Source organism: Pseudomonas sp. SP16.1 (assembly GCF_052682975.1).
The window spans coordinates 2,322,034-2,335,273 of record NZ_JBQYFZ010000001.1; the positions used below are offsets into that span (position 1 = coordinate 2,322,034).

The 13,240-nt window shown below is 68.1% G+C and carries 15 protein-coding genes; 8 read left to right on the forward strand and 7 right to left on the reverse strand.

Annotated features, from left to right (window positions below):
- Window positions 1-85 precede the first annotated feature (85 nt).
- Complete coding sequence (locus tag ACUTAF_RS11220; protein ID WP_445580025.1) at window positions 86-652, forward strand: helix-turn-helix domain-containing protein; 567 nt, start codon at window positions 86-88, stop codon at window positions 650-652.
- On the opposite strand, the gene ACUTAF_RS11225 is transcribed toward ACUTAF_RS11220, so the two are convergent.
- Together ACUTAF_RS11225 and ACUTAF_RS11230 are read right to left on the reverse strand one after the other, a co-directional pair.
- Window positions 653-1,255, reverse strand: coding sequence for a glutathione S-transferase family protein (locus ACUTAF_RS11225; RefSeq protein WP_445580026.1), 603 nt, complete (start codon window positions 1,253-1,255; stop codon window positions 653-655).
- A 110-nt stretch (window positions 1,256-1,365) separates the two neighbouring features.
- Window positions 1,366-2,523 (reverse strand): aminotransferase-like domain-containing protein, encoded by a 1,158-nt coding sequence (locus ACUTAF_RS11230; protein ID WP_445580027.1) that lies wholly within the window; start codon window positions 2,521-2,523, stop codon window positions 1,366-1,368.
- A 197-nt stretch (window positions 2,524-2,720) separates the two neighbouring features.
- On the opposite strand from ACUTAF_RS11230, the gene ACUTAF_RS11235 reads away from it, so the two are divergent.
- Window positions 2,721-3,116: a MarR family winged helix-turn-helix transcriptional regulator gene (locus ACUTAF_RS11235; RefSeq protein WP_445582433.1), complete on the forward strand. Its 396-nt coding sequence runs from the start codon at window positions 2,721-2,723 to the stop codon at window positions 3,114-3,116.
- Window positions 3,117-3,204: 88 nt separating this feature from the next.
- Here the strand turns inward: ACUTAF_RS11235 and ACUTAF_RS11240 are convergent, their stop codons facing one another.
- Window positions 3,205-3,855: a hypothetical protein gene (locus ACUTAF_RS11240; protein ID WP_445580028.1), complete on the reverse strand. Its 651-nt coding sequence runs from the start codon at window positions 3,853-3,855 to the stop codon at window positions 3,205-3,207.
- 145 nt (window positions 3,856-4,000) lie between these two features.
- Here ACUTAF_RS11240 and ACUTAF_RS11245 point away from each other — a divergent pair, with 145 nt between their 5' ends.
- From ACUTAF_RS11245 to ACUTAF_RS11255, 3 genes are all read left to right on the forward strand, one after another.
- Entirely contained in the window at window positions 4,001-4,612 is a 612-nt protein-coding gene (locus ACUTAF_RS11245) for a LysE family translocator (protein WP_445580029.1), read from the forward strand.
- Window positions 4,612-5,802 (forward strand): benzoate/H(+) symporter BenE family transporter, encoded by a 1,191-nt coding sequence (locus ACUTAF_RS11250; RefSeq protein ID WP_445580030.1) that lies wholly within the window; start codon window positions 4,612-4,614, stop codon window positions 5,800-5,802. The genes ACUTAF_RS11245 and ACUTAF_RS11250 overlap by 1 nt, the downstream gene beginning before the upstream one ends.
- Before the next feature lie 100 nt (window positions 5,803-5,902).
- On the forward strand, window positions 5,903-6,412 hold the full coding sequence (locus ACUTAF_RS11255; RefSeq protein ID WP_445580031.1) for a DinB family protein: 510 nt from the start codon (window positions 5,903-5,905) through the stop codon (window positions 6,410-6,412).
- A 191-nt stretch (window positions 6,413-6,603) separates the two neighbouring features.
- On the opposite strand, the gene ACUTAF_RS11260 is transcribed toward ACUTAF_RS11255, so the two are convergent.
- From ACUTAF_RS11260 to ACUTAF_RS11275, 4 genes are all read right to left on the reverse strand, one after another.
- Window positions 6,604-7,365 carry an SDR family oxidoreductase gene (locus tag ACUTAF_RS11260; protein WP_445580032.1) on the reverse strand — a complete coding sequence of 254 codons (762 nt, stop codon included), beginning with the start codon at window positions 7,363-7,365 and terminating at the stop codon, window positions 6,604-6,606.
- 145 nt (window positions 7,366-7,510) lie between these two features.
- Entirely contained in the window at window positions 7,511-8,212 is a 702-nt protein-coding gene (gene pyrF / locus ACUTAF_RS11265) for an orotidine-5'-phosphate decarboxylase (protein WP_445580033.1), read from the reverse strand.
- A 152-nt stretch (window positions 8,213-8,364) separates the two neighbouring features.
- Window positions 8,365-9,279 carry a response regulator gene (locus tag ACUTAF_RS11270; RefSeq protein WP_445580034.1) on the reverse strand — a complete coding sequence of 305 codons (915 nt, stop codon included), beginning with the start codon at window positions 9,277-9,279 and terminating at the stop codon, window positions 8,365-8,367.
- Between the two features lies 1 nt (window position 9,280).
- Window positions 9,281-10,582, reverse strand: coding sequence for a sensor histidine kinase (locus tag ACUTAF_RS11275; RefSeq protein WP_445580035.1), 1,302 nt, complete (start codon window positions 10,580-10,582; stop codon window positions 9,281-9,283).
- Window positions 10,583-10,807: 225 nt separating this feature from the next.
- On the opposite strand from ACUTAF_RS11275, the gene ACUTAF_RS11280 reads away from it, so the two are divergent.
- Genes ACUTAF_RS11280 through ACUTAF_RS11290 form a run of 3 tightly spaced genes read left to right on the forward strand, consistent with a single transcriptional unit; the run spans window position 10,808 to window position 13,234 of the window.
- On the forward strand, window positions 10,808-12,202 hold the full coding sequence (locus ACUTAF_RS11280; protein ID WP_445580036.1) for an ethanolamine ammonia-lyase subunit EutB: 1,395 nt from the start codon (window positions 10,808-10,810) through the stop codon (window positions 12,200-12,202).
- Window positions 12,202-13,011: an ethanolamine ammonia-lyase subunit EutC gene (eutC, locus tag ACUTAF_RS11285; protein ID WP_445580037.1), complete on the forward strand. Its 810-nt coding sequence runs from the start codon at window positions 12,202-12,204 to the stop codon at window positions 13,009-13,011. The genes ACUTAF_RS11280 and eutC overlap by 1 nt, the downstream gene beginning before the upstream one ends.
- A gap of 55 nt (window positions 13,012-13,066) precedes the next feature.
- The gene (locus ACUTAF_RS11290) at window positions 13,067-13,234 is read left to right on the forward strand and encodes a DUF2897 family protein (protein ID WP_445580038.1); all 168 of its coding nucleotides are present in this window, start codon (window positions 13,067-13,069) and stop codon (window positions 13,232-13,234) included.
- Window positions 13,235-13,240 lie beyond the last annotated feature (6 nt).

Here is a 13,240-nt window from a genome sequence, read left to right on the forward strand (position 1 = left end):
GTTGTCCGCCTCCGCCACCTTGTGAGCTGGGCGGCGAACGGCCCGCCGAGCATGCTCTGCGTCTGAACAGACAAGGAGGCTCAAGATGGGTTCGTTCGGAGAAATGCGCGGCATCGCGCCTTACCTGCAACAGGCGCTGACCGCCCCGCAGCGACTGGCGCGGATCGCCCGCCTGCTCGGCGAGGCCGAGGCGGTTTTGCAGCAAGACACGCAACGTGCCTACTTCTATCTCGACCAGGCCATGGCGCTGCTCCGTCAGGAGAATGTCTGCGACCCGTGCAGCAGCGGCCACACGGGAGGCCTGACCCGCTGGCAGGTGCGCCGCCTGGACGACTACATCAGCCGCAACCTGGATGTGCCGATCCGCACCTGCCACCTCGCCACCCAGTTGAACCTGAGCAGCAGCCATTTCTCCCATGTGTTCAAGCAGACCTTCGGCATCACGCCGCTGGCCTACGTGGCGCGCAAACGCATCGAGGCGGCGCGGGAAATGATGCGCAGCACCGACGAGCCGCTGACGCGCATCGCCCATGCCCACGGCTTCTGCGACCAGTCGCACTTCAGCCGCACCTTTCGCCGCGAGACCGGCATGAGCCCCTTGATGTGGCGGCAGCACTGCGCCTCGCGGGTGCAGCCTGCCACCGAGGGCTGATCAACCCAGCATGGTCACGTGACGCGGATGACTGGCCACCCGCTCGATCCAGGCGCGAATGGCCGGGAACGCCTCGAGGCTGAAACCGCCCTCGTCCGCCACGTGGGTGTAGGCATACAGGGCGATATCGGCGATGGAGTACCGATCGCCGACCAGATAGGGCGTGCACTCGAGCTGCTTTTCCATCACCTTCAGCGCCTTGTAGCCCAGCGCCAGGCAGCGTGCGTGTTCCTCGCGACGCGCCTCGGGCAAGCCCTGGTAGAGCTGGATGAAACGCGCCACCGCGACGTAGGGCTCGTGGCTGTACTGCTCGAAGAACTGCCACTGCAGCACCTGGGTGCGCAGGCGCGGCTCGGTCGGCAGGAACTCGCTGCCGTCGGCGAGGAAGTTGAGGATGGCGTTGGACTCCCACAGGCAGGTGCCGTCATCCAGCTCCAGCACCGGAATCTTGCCGTTGGGGTTCTTGGCCAGGAAGGCTTCGCTCTGCGTCTCGCCCTTGAGGATGTCGATCGGCACCCACTCATAGGGTTTGCCGAGCAGATGCAGCATCAGCTTGACCTTGTAGCAATTGCCCGAACGATAGTCGCCGTAAACCTTGAACATCGCGTTGCCCTCCCCGTGTTTCCTTCTTTTCCCCGTAGGAGCCGGCTTGCCGGCGATCTGCCTTAGCAAGAGCATCGCCAGCAAGCCGGCTCATACCGTGCTGCAAGCCTCTACTTCGCCTGCGCCTCTTGAATCACCGCGGCCAGTCGGCGCAGCCCCTCGCCCAGGCGCGCCGGCGCCACATGGCTGAAATTCAGTCGCAAATGCCCCGGATTGGCGTCCGGATCGATGAAGAACGGCTCACCCGGCATGAAGGCGACGTTCTGCGCCAGCGCCGCGTCGAGCAGCGTACGGGTGTCCAGCGGCTGCTTGAGGGTCAGCCAGAAGAACAGCCCGCCCTGCGGAATCTCCCACTCGGCCAGATCGGCGAAGTGCTCCAGCAGCGCGGCCTGCATGGCGTCGCGGCGGATGCGGTAGAAATCGCGCAGCTCGGCCAGGTGGCCGCGGTACTGCTCACTGCCCAGCCACTGCAGCGCCTGCCACTGGCCGATGCGGTTGGTGTGCAGATCGGCCGACTGCTTCAGGCGCAGCAGGTGCGGGAACAGGTCCTTGGTGGCGATCAGGTAGCCGACGCGCAGGCCCGGCAGCAGGGTCTTGGATACGGTGCCGGTGTAGATCCAGCTGGCCTTCTTCAGGCGGCTGACGATGGGCGTGGCGCTGCCTTCATCGAACACCAGCTCGCGGTAAGGCTCGTCCTCGATCAGGGTCACGCCGAACTCGTCGAGCAGCGCCGCCACCGCTTCGCGCTTGGCTTCGCTGTAACGGGTGCCGGACGGGTTCTGGAAGGTCGGAATCAGGTAGGCGAAAGCCGGCTTATGCGTTTCCAGACGTTGGCGCAGCACGGCCAGCTCGGGGCCGTCGGCCTCCTGCGGCACGCTGATGCAAGCGGCGCCGAACAGCTGGAAGGCCTGCAACGCGGCCAGGTAGGTCGGCGCCTCGAGCAGCACCTCGGTGCCCGGATCGATGAACAGCTTGGAGGCCAGATCCAGGGTCTGCTGCGAGCCGCTGACGATCAGCACCTGGCTGGCCTCGCAGGGCACACCCAGGGCGCGCGCCTCGGCGGCGATGGCTTCGCGCAGGGCCGGCTCGCCCTCGCTCATGCCGTACTGACCCATGCTCGCCGGCATCCCGGCCCAGTCCACCTTCGGCAGCATGGGTTCGGCAGGCAGCCCGCCGGCGAACGACATCACCTCCGGACGCTGCGCCGCAGCGAGGATTTCACGGATCAGGGAGCTTTTCAGACGGGCGATGCGTTCGGAGAAGGCCATGGAATTACCTGGGGTGCAAAAGACTGGAGATTTGGGTCAAACTTGTTGACCGAAACTACGATGCCGCCCAGAGATACGTCAATATGACTGACCTAAAAAATTTCCCCGAGAAATTTTTAACGTCGCCCGGCGACGGCCCGCAGGGGGGCCGCAACGGATGGCAGGCCGTGAAGAATCCAGCCGTCCAGCAGGCCGCCATGGAGGCCTTCTTCTTCGGCTACCAGGCCTTCACCGCCAAGCCCGACGAGATGCTGGCCAGGCGCGGGCTGTCACGCGTGCACCACCGCATCCTGTTCTTCATCGCCAAGTACCCCGGCCTGAGCATGAAGGAGCTGCTCGGCTATCTGGGCGTGAGCAAGCAGGCGTTGAACACGCCGCTGCGTCAGTTGATCGAGATGAACCTGGTGCAGAGCGAGGCGGCAGAAGACGACAAGCGCAAGCGCCTGCTCGGTTTCACCGCCGAAGGCGCCAGGCTGGAGCTGGCGTTGCGTCGCGAACAGGCGCGCCTGCTGCAGCGGGTGTTCGCCGAAGTCGGCGAAGAGGCCGTGCAGGGCTGGCTCAAGGTCAACCTGGCCCTGGCCAGTGGCCGCTAGGGTGCGCCGCACGCACCAAGGCGCCTCGTTTAACGTCGGTGCGCACGGCGCACCCTACAATGCAAGCCCCCCCCGACGGCGCACCCGGCTATTGACCACCGCTCTCGCGCAACTCGGAGGCGCCTTTGAAGAACACCAGCATCAGCGCCACACCGGCACCCAGTAGCGGCAGCACGGCCACCAGCATCAGCACCACGCTGGCCAGCATCAGCCCGCCAACCAGGTCCAGCCAAGCCATCACCCGCAGCGCCGGATAGGGGTAGTCGACCTTGAGCAGACGCACGCCGAGCCAGGCGGTACAGGCGCCCATCAGGCAGAGCACGCCGATGTAGCTCGCGGTCGGCCAATCCAGGGCGGCGAACAGCCGCGCGCCGAACAGGCCATCGAGCGCCTCCAGCAACAGGGTCACCACCACCAGCGCCCAGATCGGCACGCCCAGCCCCCTGGCGGCGAAACGCGCCTCGGCGAAGGCCTTGAAACGCAGCAGCAGGTAGCAACCGAGCAGCACCAGCGCCAGGTTCAGCCAGTCGGTGTAGGCCAGCAGCAGCTGCGCCTCGCCCTCCTCCAGCAGGCTGCCGGCCAGCAGCAGGCCCAACAGCAGGGCATTGGCCAGCACCGAGACCAGCGCCAGCCAGCCGAACACCTGCAGCTGGCGAACGCTCCAGCCGTGCAGGCGGGGAGCGCTTGTCGCTTCGAGCAGGTCCACCTGCGGCGCGCTATAGGGATTGTCCGGTTGCATCAGGCCTGTCCTGCTTCGGGAAAACTCCGAGGCTAACCAGGCGCGCGGCACTTGACCAGACTGTACGGTTCAACCCGCGGGTGGCTGTACCGCGACGCCAACCCGGCGGCGACATAGGCTGATGGCCTGTCACCGGAGAAGCCCCATGACCGCCGAACTCTTGCTCGCCTTCGTCGCCTTCGCCTTCGTCACCTCGGTCACCCCGGGGCCGAACAACATGATGCTGCTCGCCTCCGGGGTGAACTTCGGCGTGCGCCGCAGCATCCCGCACATGCTCGGCATCAGCCTCGGCTTCATGCTGCTGGTGGCCTCGGTGGGCCTGGGCCTCGGCCAGCTGTTCGAGCGCGTGCCGGTGCTGCACGAGGTGCTGCGCTACCTCGGCGCCGCCTACCTGCTCTATCTGGCCTGGAAGATCGCCCAAGCCGGCGCGCCGGAAAGCCGCGACAACCCCGCCGCCAGGCCGTTCACCTTCCTCCAGGCCGCGGCCTTCCAGTGGGTCAACCCCAAGGCCTGGATCATGGCCATCGGCGCCATCACCACCTACACGCCACAGGACGGCTTCGTCAGCAACGTGCTGCTGATCGCCGCGCTGTTCGCCTTGGTCAACTGCCCAAGCGTCGGCCTGTGGACCGTGGCCGGCAGCCTGCTGCGCAACTGGCTGGACGATCCGCGCGCGCTGCGCACCTTCAATATCGGCATGGCGCTGCTGCTGGTCGCCTCCCTCTATCCCATCCTCGTCGACACCGGACTGTTCTGATGCAAGACGCCGCCCCCGCCCGCCTGCGCCCGTTGGCCGATACCTCCACCTCGGCCGTGGTCGCCGGCTTCATCGCCATGCTCACCGGCTACACCAGCTCGCTGGTGCTGATGTTCCAGGCCGGCCAGGCCGCCGGCCTGTCCAGCGGGCAGATCTCCTCGTGGATCTGGGCACTGTCGATCGGCATGGCGCTGGGCAGCATCGTGCTGTCGCTGCGCTACCGCGCGCCGGTGATGATCGCCTGGTCCACCCCCGGCGCAGCACTGCTGGTCACCAGCCTGCCGCAGGTCTCCTACGGCGAGGCCATCGGCGCCTATATCCTGGCCTCCGGGCTGATCGTGCTGATCGGCCTGACCGGCACCTTCGACCGCCTGATGCGCCGCATCCCCGCCTCCATCGCCGCCGCGCTGCTGGCCGGCGTGCTGTTCAAGATCGGCCTGGAGATCTGCGTGGCCGCCGAGCAGCAACCGCTGCTGGTGATCGTCATGCTGCTCGCCTACCTGCTCGGCAAGCGCCTGTGGCCGCGCTACGCGGTACTCGCGGCGCTGCTGGCCGGCAGCCTGCTGGCGGGCGTCTTCGGCCTGCTGGACTTCAGCGACTTCCGCCTGCAGCTGGCTACGCCGGCCTGGACCACGCCCAGCTTCTCCCTGGCCGCGGCGATCAGCATCGGCATTCCGCTGTTCATCGTCGCCATGGCCTCGCAGAACCTGCCGGGCATGGCCGTGCTGCGCGCCAACGGCTACGAGGTGCCGGCCTCGCCGCTGATCACCAGCACCGGCCTGATCTCGATCCTGATGGCGCCGTTCGGCAGCCACGGCATTCATATGGCGGCCATCAGCGCGGCGATCTGCGCCGGCCCGGAAGCCCATGAGGACCCGCGCAAGCGCTATACCGCGGCGGTCTGGTGCGGGGCCTTCTACGGCATCGCCGGGATCTTCGGCGCCACCCTGGCGGCGCTGTTCGCCGCGCTGCCGGCGGCGCTGATCCTGTCCATCGCCGCGCTGGCGCTGTTCGCCTCGATCATCGGCGGCCTGACCCAGGCCATGAGCGAGCCCAACGAGCGCGAGGCGGCGCTGATCACCTTCCTGGTCACCGCCTCGGGCATGAGCCTGGCCGGTGTCGGCTCGGCGTTCTGGGGCATAGTCGCCGGCCTGCTGACCCTGGCGATTCTCAGCGCCGGCAAGCGCTGAGGTCGCGTATGACGAGAACAGGTTAGGCAGTACGAAACGCGCCCGCGCCAGCTTCGCGGCCGGTCAAAAGTCCAGAGCCAGAAATCCGAGACAAGACAGCATGCCGAACAGCCCCACACTTCTCGCACTCGAGGCCTTTCCGACTCAGCTCGCACTGCTCTACGCCGCGTTCCCTCCAGAGGCCGTAGCCTGGGCACCGGCGTCCTGGGATGGCGTGCCAAGCGAGGCACTCACCGCCATCGAGCAAATCTGCCATGTACGAGATGTCGAGATAGACGGATACCACGTCCGCCTTCAGCGAACTCGGGACGAGGCAAATCCGTTCTTGCCGTCTCTCGACACGGACGCCCTGATCCGCGAACGCTCGTACGACCAGCAGGACGCGCAAGCGGTCCTGGATTCGTTCCGCAAAGCGCGAGCAGAAACCCTTGAACTGATCCGTGCGCTATCACCGGCGCAGCTGGATCGACCCGCGGATTTCAAGGGCTACGGTCCGGTTACCCTGCGCAGCTTGGTGCACTATCTCTCCAGCCACGACCAGCAGCATCTGTCTGGGCTGCAGTGGCTACTCGGAAAGTTCTCCAGCCGCTCTGCCGCTGGCGCTGCCTAACCCCTGGCTCAAGAGGGGACTCGCCACGGCGGCCAGCCGCATCGGCTCCAGCGCCAGCCCGAAGGCCCTGGCCAGAAAGACGCCGGCCGGCAGCAACGGCAGCCGGCCAGCATTGTTATCGCCCCGGTTGGACCTGGCTGGACTTGGCGCACGCCGGGCCGTAGTCGACGGCGCTTGTCGGCTTTGCTGCTCTAGATCGCCGTTGCCCCACCGTCCACCGCCAGCGCGTGGCCGGTGGTGAAGGCCGCGTTGTCACAGCACAGGTAGAGCACCGCGGTGGCGATTTCCTCCACCTTGCCGATGCGCCCGACCGGGTGCATGGAGGCGGCGAACTCGCCCTTCTTCGGGTCGGACTCGTAGGCGCGGCGGAACATGTCGGTATCGATCACCGCCGGGCACACGGCGTTGACGCGGATTTTCTTCTTCGCGTACTCCACCGCGGCCGACTTGGTCAGGCCGATCACCGCGTGCTTGGAGGCGGCGTAGATGCTCATCTTCGGCGCCGCACCGAGGCCGGCAACGGAAGCGGTGTTGACGATGACGCCGCCGCCCTGGGCCAGCAACAGCGGAATCTGGTGCTTCATGCACAGCCACACGCCCTTGACGTTGACGCCCATGATGGCGTCGAACTCGGCTTCGTTGCCCTCGGCCAGCCTACCCTGCTCGATCTCGATGCCGGCATTGTTGAAGGCGTAGTCGAGGCGGCCGTAGGCAGCGATCACCGCCTCCATCAGTGCCTTGACCTCGGCGCCCTGGGTCACGTCGCAACGGACGAAGCACGCCTCGCCGCCGGCCGCGCGGATCAGCTCGACGCTGCCCTCGCCGCCCACGGCGTCGACATCGGAAACCACCACCTTGAGCCCCTCGGCGGCGAATGCCAGGGCAGTGGCGCGGCCGATGCCGGCGGCGCCGCCGGTGACCAGGGCGACCTGGCCGGAGAAGGTCATGCTCATTTCTGCTTCCTCGCAGCGATTGAAAGTCGCGACGAGTCTAGCCAGCACGCCGGGCGGCGAGCAGCACTATCAGGCTCTGGAGTGCAGGATCATGCAGGGAACTGATAAAGGCTTGCGGGCCTTTATCAGTGAGATCGATACGGGCTCAGCTACCGAGCTCGGCCACCACCGCAGCCAACGCCTGCGCCGGATCGGCGGCCTGGCTGATCGGCCGGCCGATCACCAGGTAGTCGGAGCCGGCGTCCAATGCCTGGCGCGGGGTGAGGATGCGCTTCTGATCGTCGGCACTGCTGCCGGCCGGGCGGATGCCGGGAGTGACCAGCTGCAGGCGCGGTTGCGCGACCTTCAGCGCCTGCGCCTCCTGCGCCGAGCAGACCAGGCCGTCGAGGCCCGCCTCAGCCGCCAGGCCGGCCAGGCGCAGCACCTGCTCTTGCGGCGCGACGTCCAGGCCGATGCCGGCCAGGTCCTGCTGCTCCATGCTGGTCAGCACGGTGACGCCGATCAGCAGCGGCTTGGGCCCGCTGAGCTTGTCCAGTTCCTCGCGGCAGGCGGCCATCATGCGCAGGCCGCCGGAGCAGTGCACGTTGACCATCCACACGCCCAGCTCCGCGGCGGCCTTGACCGCCATCGCCGTGGTGTTGGGGATGTCGTGGAATTTCAGGTCGAGGAACAGCTCGAACCCCTTGGCCTGCAGCGCCTCGACCACCTGCGGGCCGCAGCGGGTGAACAGCTCCTTGCCCACCTTGACCCGGCACAGCGCGGGGTCGAGGCGGTCGGCCAGGGCCAGGGCGGCGTCACGGCTGGGGAAGTCGAGGGCGACGATGATCGGGGTCTGGCAGGCGGGCATGGCGGGTCTCGGCAGGTCAAAAACGCCGCGCATTGTAACGCAAACACAGGCAGCGGAGCGGCGCGCCCGTAGGGTGGATATCGCTTTCTACATCCACCATGCGGTGGATCGGTGAAGCGTGATCCACCCTACGACATCTCGCCGCAACGCGATTAGGCGATCAACCGCTCGCGCAGGCGGCCGAGCATGCCCAGCAGGCTGCCGACCTTCTCCCGCTCGCGCTCGTCGCGCGGCGCCTCGGCCAGGCGGGTGACCAGCGGCGCCGGCTGCGCGCGCCAGATCAGCGCCTGCTCGGCGGCGGCCTTGAGGCCCTTGTCGAACAGGCCGCGGCGGATCGGCTTGGGCAGGTAGCGGAAGATCTGCGCCTCGTTGATCAGCTTGAGCAGCGCCTGGGTATCGCGAAACGGCGTGATCACCAGGCTGAGCAGGCGCGGATGGGCCTGGGCCAGCCCCTTGAGCAGCGGCGCGCAGTCCTCGTCGGCCAGCTTGAGGTCGCTGACCAGGATGTCCACCGCCTCGTTGTTCAGCTGCAGCATGGCCTCGGCCAGGTTGCGCGCGCGCAGCAGGCGGTGGCCGCCGGCCACGCAGAACTCGCCGACCGCCGCCAGGGTCTCGACCTCGTCGTCGAGCAGCAACAGAGTCAGCGGCGCGGCCTGGGCGCTGATCGCCGGCACGCTGGGCGCCTGCGCCTGGCGTGCGGCGATCTCGGCGGCCTGGCGCAGGGTGAAGTCCATCTCCTGCGGGTCCCAGGGCTTGGTCAGGTAGCGGAAGATGCCGCCGCTGTTGAGCGCCTCCACCGCGGCGTCGAGGTCGGAGTAGCCGGTGAGCAGGATGCGCAGGCAGTCCGGGGCGACCTCGCGGGCCTGAGCCAGCAGCTCGGCGCCGCTCATCTGCGGCATGCGCTGGTCGCTGACCAGGATCTGCACCGACTCTTCGCGCAGGCGCTCGAGGGCGCGCCGCGGGTCGCTCTCGGTGAGTACCTGGTACTGACGGCGGAACTGCATGGCGAGGCTGCGCAGGATGCGTTCCTCGTCGTCGACGAAGAGGATGCGGATGGGGGCGGTCATGTCAGGCGCTCCTTGGCATGGCGACGGCGGGTGGCAGCGGCAGGCTGATGAGAAAGCGCGTGCCGCGCCCGGGTTCGGAGGCGACGCGGATCTGCCCGCCGTGGTCCTGGATGATCTTGTAGCTGATCGACAGGCCCAGGCCGGTGCCCTGGCCGACCGGCTTGGTGGTGAAGAAGGGATCGAAGATCTTCGCCAGTACCGCCGGCGGCATGCCGCGACCGTTGTCCTGCAGCGAGAGGTGCAGGCCGCGGGCGTCGGCCCAGCTCCTGATCTGGATGCGCCCGCGGCCCTCGATGGCCTGGGCGGCGTTGGTCAGCAGGTTGAGCAGCACCTGGTTGATCTGCGACGGCGCGCAGGCGATGCGCGGCAGCTCGCCGAGCTGCTGGACCACCTCGGCCTTGTCCTTGATGTGATGGCGGGCGATCAGCAGGGCGCTGCGGATGCAGTCATTGAGGTCGACCTCCTCGCTCAGCGCGCGGTCCAGGCGGGCGAAGTCCTTCAGCCCCAGCACCAGCTCGGCGATCTGCTCCAGGCCGTAGAGGGTATCGCTCAGCAGTTGCTCGAGGTCGTCCGCCAGCAGTTCCGGCGCCGCCGCCTGGCGGGCCTGCTCGGCGGCGGCCAGGGCGTCGGCGAGGTCCGCCTCGGCGCAGGCCGGATCGTTCAGGCACTGGCCCAGCCGGGCCTGCGCCGCGGCCAGCGCGAACAGCGGCGCGCTCAGTTCGCCCAGCAGCTGCACATTGTTCTTCACGTAGCCCAGCGGGGTATTCAGTTCGTGGGCCACCCCCGCCACCATCTGCCCCAGCGAGGCCATCTTCTCCGACTGCAGCAGCTGCGCCTGGGATTCCTTGAGGTCGACCAAGGCCTGGCGCAGCACCCGGTTGCGCTGGGCGACGCGCGCCTCCATGGCCTTGAGCAGGTCGAGCACGGTGCCCAGGCCGCGGTACAGGCCCTGGCCGTCGACCAGGATGAAGTCCTCGGTGATGGGGTACTGCAGCTGCCCGGTGACCTGCTTGGCCGCCTCCTCCAGGCTGGTGGCGAGGCTGACGATCAGCGGCGCGGGGTTCATCACCTCGCCCACCGGATGGCGCCCGCGCAGGTCACGGCCAAAGCGCTGCATGAAGATGTCCTGCAGCTTGGAACGGCTGACCAGGCCCAGCGGCCGGCCATCGGCGTCGACCACCGGCAGGGAGAGGAAGGCGCGGTGCTCGGCGGTCAGCAGGCGGTCGGCGACCTCGCTGATGCTCATCGCCGCGGCGAGCGGCGCCACCGGCCGCAGTAGCGATTGCAGAGCGCTGGCACTCATGAACGGACTCCCCCTGTGGTCGGAAAGCCACCATTCAAGCAGCGTCAAGTTGCCATCATGTGACAGACATCACGCCCCGCCTCGGTGCAACGCGGCGCCCAACGCACCGCCAGCAATCAGCGGCAAACCGCAGCGGACCGCTGCAAGCCGCACCATAGGCGGCCTGGCGCCGCCTGGCATGGGCACTGCACGGCAACCCTGTCGTTCTCCGCACGGGTTGCAGCCATGCCCTACCAGACCACCGTCGGCCGCCTGGTCTACCGCTTCGCCGACCTCAAGACCCTGCTGGCCAAGGCCAGCCCGGCGCGCTCCGGCGACTACCTGGCCGGCCTCGCCGCCGCCACCTATGAAGAGCGCATGGCGGCCAAGCTGGCCCTGGCCGAGGTGCCGCTCAAACGCTTTCTCGACGAGGCGCTGATCCCCTACGAAGCGGACGAAGTCACCCGGCTGATCCTCGACCGCCACGACGCCGCCGCCTTCGCCCCGATCAGCCACCTGAGCGTGGGCGACCTGCGCGACTGGCTGCTGCTGGAGCGCACCGACAGCGCGCGCCTGGCCGCCGTGGCGCCGGGGCTGACGCCGGAGATGGTCGCCGCGGTGAGCAAGCTGATGCGCAACCAGGACCTGATCCTGGTGGCGAAGAAATGCCAGGTGGTCACCCGCTTTCGCAACACCCTGGGCCTGCCCGGTCATCTGGCCGTGCGCCTGCAGCCCAACCACCCCACCGACGACGTGCGCGGCATCGCCGCCAGCCTGCTCGACGGCCTGCTCTACGGCGCCGGCGACGCCTGCGTGGGCATCAACCCGGCGAGCGATTCGCTGCCGACCCTGATGCGCCTGTGGCAGATGCTGGACGAGGTGCGCCAGCACTTCGACATCCCCATGCAGAGCTGCGTGCTGACCCACGTCACCACGCAGATCCAGGCCATCGAGGCCGGCGCGCCGGTGGACCTGGTGTTCCAGTCCATCGCCGGCAGCGAGGCGGCCAATGCCGGCTTCGGCGTGTCCCTGGCGATCCTGCGCGAGGCGCACGACGCGGCACTGTCGCTGGACCGCGGCACGCTCGGCGACCACTGCATGTACTTCGAGACCGGCCAGGGCAGTGCGCTGTCGGCCGGCGCTCACCATGGCGTCGACCAGCAGACCTGCGAGGCGCGCGCCTACGCCGTGGCCCGCGAGTTCCGCCCGCTGCTGGTCAACAGCGTGGTCGGCTTCATCGGTCCGGAATACCTCTACGACGGCAAGCAGATCGTCCGCGCCGGCCTGGAGGACCACTTCTGCGCCAAGCTGCTGGGCCTGCCGATGGGCTGCGACGTCTGCTACACCAACCACGCCGAAGCCGACCAGGACGACATGGACAGCCTGCTGACCCTGCTCGGCGCGGCCGGGATCAACTTCATCATGGGCATCCCCGGCGCCGACGACATCATGCTCAACTACCAGAGCACCTCGTTTCACGACGCCCTGTACCTGCGCAAGGTGCTGGGCCTGAAACGCGCCCCCGAGTTCGACGCCTGGCTGGCGCGCATGGCCATCACCGAACCTGGCGGCCGCCTGCGCGAGATCGGCCGCGGCCATCGCCTGCTCAGGCAACTGCCGCAGCTTTCCGGAGCCGCCTGATGAACGAGTCCGATCTGATCCAGGCCGGGATAGAGCTGGCCCAGGCCAAGGTAGAGCTGGCCCAGCCCAATCCCTGGGACGAGCTGCGCGCCCACACCTCGGCGCGTATCGCCCTAGGCCGGGTCGGCTGCAGCCTGCCCACCGCCGAGGTGCTCAGGTTCGGCCTGGCCCACGCCCAGGCGCGCGACGCCGTGCACCGCCCGCTGGACTTCGCCGAGCTCAAGCAGCAGCTGCACGGCGCGGGTTTTCGTACGCTGAAGGTGCGCAGCAACGCCGAGGATCGGCAGAGCTACCTGCTGCGCCCGGATCACGGCCGCCACCTGCACGACGACTGCCGCGTGCAGCTGCAGCACGAGCTGCCGGCGCCGGAGCTGGCCATCGTCCTGGCCGACGGCCTGTCGGCCATCGCCGTGCAGCGCCACGCCCTGCCGCTGCTGCTGGCCTTTCGCGAACGCTTCGCCACCGACTGGGCCAATACCCCGGTGGTGCTCGCCGAGCAGGGTCGCGTGGCCATCGGCGACGGCATCGGCGAGGCGCTGCGCGCGCGCCTGGTGATCGTCATGATCGGCGAACGCCCGGGACTGTCCTCGCCGGACAGCCTCGGCCTGTACCTGACCCACGCCCCGCGCATCGGCTGCCCGGACAGCGCGCGCAACTGCATCTCCAACGTGCGCCCCGAAGGCCTGCCCTACGCCCTGGCGGCGCACAAGCTCGACTACCTGGCGCGCCAGGCGCTGCGCCTGCAGCTCAGCGGCGTGCTACTGAAGGACGACAGCGATCTGCAACCCGTTGGCGTCCTGGCGAACTGACAAGGTGCAACGTGCGGGTTAAGGTGGTGTTCCAGTCAATCAAGAGGAACTCACCATGCCCTGGTACGCCTGGCTCATCCTGGTCCTGGCCTTGGGCTCCATCCTCGGCAGCCTGCTGCTGTTGCGCGACACGGCGAAGAAGCTGCCGCTGAGCGAGGAGCAGCTCAAACGCATCCGCGAACGCAACGCCGAGCAGGAGGCCAAGGACGCGCGCGAGCGTTAGCGAGCG

Excerpts from the sequence above, each read along its gene's own strand:
- ACUTAF_RS11230 (WP_445580027.1), bottom strand. The coding sequence starts at position 2,523 with ATGGCCTTCTCCGAACGCATCGCCCGTCTGAAAAGCTCCCTGATCCGT.
- ACUTAF_RS11220 (WP_445580025.1), top strand. The coding sequence starts at position 86 with ATGGGTTCGTTCGGAGAAATGCGCGGCATCGCGCCTTACCTGCAACAG.
- ACUTAF_RS11240 (WP_445580028.1), bottom strand. The coding sequence starts at position 3,855 with ATGCAACCGGACAATCCCTATAGCGCGCCGCAGGTGGACCTGCTCGAA.
- pyrF (WP_445580033.1), bottom strand. The coding sequence starts at position 8,212 with ATGCCCGCCTGCCAGACCCCGATCATCGTCGCCCTCGACTTCCCCAGC.
- ACUTAF_RS11275 (WP_445580035.1), bottom strand. The coding sequence starts at position 10,582 with ATGAGTGCCAGCGCTCTGCAATCGCTACTGCGGCCGGTGGCGCCGCTC.
- ACUTAF_RS11260 (WP_445580032.1), bottom strand. The coding sequence starts at position 7,365 with ATGAGCATGACCTTCTCCGGCCAGGTCGCCCTGGTCACCGGCGGCGCC.
- ACUTAF_RS11245 (WP_445580029.1), top strand. The coding sequence starts at position 4,001 with ATGACCGCCGAACTCTTGCTCGCCTTCGTCGCCTTCGCCTTCGTCACC.
- ACUTAF_RS11250 (WP_445580030.1), top strand. The coding sequence starts at position 4,612 with ATGCAAGACGCCGCCCCCGCCCGCCTGCGCCCGTTGGCCGATACCTCC.
- ACUTAF_RS11225 (WP_445580026.1), bottom strand. The coding sequence starts at position 1,255 with ATGTTCAAGGTTTACGGCGACTATCGTTCGGGCAATTGCTACAAGGTC.
- ACUTAF_RS11290 (WP_445580038.1), top strand. The coding sequence starts at position 13,067 with ATGCCCTGGTACGCCTGGCTCATCCTGGTCCTGGCCTTGGGCTCCATC.
- ACUTAF_RS11235 (WP_445582433.1), top strand. The coding sequence starts at position 2,721 with ATGGAGGCCTTCTTCTTCGGCTACCAGGCCTTCACCGCCAAGCCCGAC.
- ACUTAF_RS11270 (WP_445580034.1), bottom strand. The coding sequence starts at position 9,279 with ATGACCGCCCCCATCCGCATCCTCTTCGTCGACGACGAGGAACGCATC.
- ACUTAF_RS11280 (WP_445580036.1), top strand. The coding sequence starts at position 10,808 with ATGCCCTACCAGACCACCGTCGGCCGCCTGGTCTACCGCTTCGCCGAC.
- ACUTAF_RS11255 (WP_445580031.1), top strand. The coding sequence starts at position 5,903 with ATGCCGAACAGCCCCACACTTCTCGCACTCGAGGCCTTTCCGACTCAG.
- eutC (WP_445580037.1), top strand. The coding sequence starts at position 12,202 with ATGAACGAGTCCGATCTGATCCAGGCCGGGATAGAGCTGGCCCAGGCC.